Source organism: Psychrobacter sp. 1Y4, assembly GCF_051847555.1.
Map to the genome: position 1 here is coordinate 1 of NZ_JBPYDE010000406.1, position 786 is coordinate 786.

Here is a 786-nt window from a genome sequence, read left to right on the forward strand (position 1 = left end):
ATGGCTAAGAAAAAGACAGAAACCTCTTTTAAACTATTAACAGTAAGTATCCTAGCTTCATTGACATTAACAGGCTGCTTCAACAACTCAGATAATGACAACATTAGCACCCCTCCTGCTGCTGAACAAAGTATGGGTAGTATTTCAGGAACCGTAGTAGACCAAATCAGTTTAAACCCTATTGCAGGTGCAACAATAACCATTAACAATCAAGAATATACGACTGATGCTAACGGTGAGTTCACATTATCAGGCTTACCAGTTAATGAAGATGTTACGCTCACTATAAATGCTAATAACTATCCAGAACGCACATTTAGCACCAGAGTTGCCAATAGCGCTACTATGGAAGTCGAATATCAGCTTAACAATGACAGCACGGTCACTGCTGTCACACAGTCCGTGACAGAAAGTATCAATCTGAGCATCATAGATTTGGGCGCCCAACTTAATATTCCCGCCAATGCGCTGCAGCGTGCTGATGGACAGCCTATTATTGGTGACATTACGGTAATGATGGATGTCATTACACCCAGTGTCGACTCAGAAGAGATGCCAGGAGGTTATGGTATCGTTGATGGTGGTTTTATGGAGAGCTTCGGAGCGTTGAATGTCACTGCTACAGATAGCGAAGGTAATCCGTTAGTACTTACAGACGGTAATAGCGCGACCATGATGATCCCTGTATCAACGAGAAACCTTGATGCGATCGCAACGCAAATGCCACTGTTTTTCTATAATGAGCTATTAGAAGGCTGGGTACAGACAGGCACTGCAAGCCTACAG

General features: G+C 43.1%; 1 protein-coding gene. It reads left to right on the plus strand.

Features of this window, described 5'->3' with window-relative positions; genetic code table 11:
• Nucleotides 1–786, plus strand: a 786-nt coding sequence (locus tag ACS8FC_RS16625; protein ID WP_439297593.1) for a carboxypeptidase regulatory-like domain-containing protein, incomplete at both ends; no start/stop codon positions are given.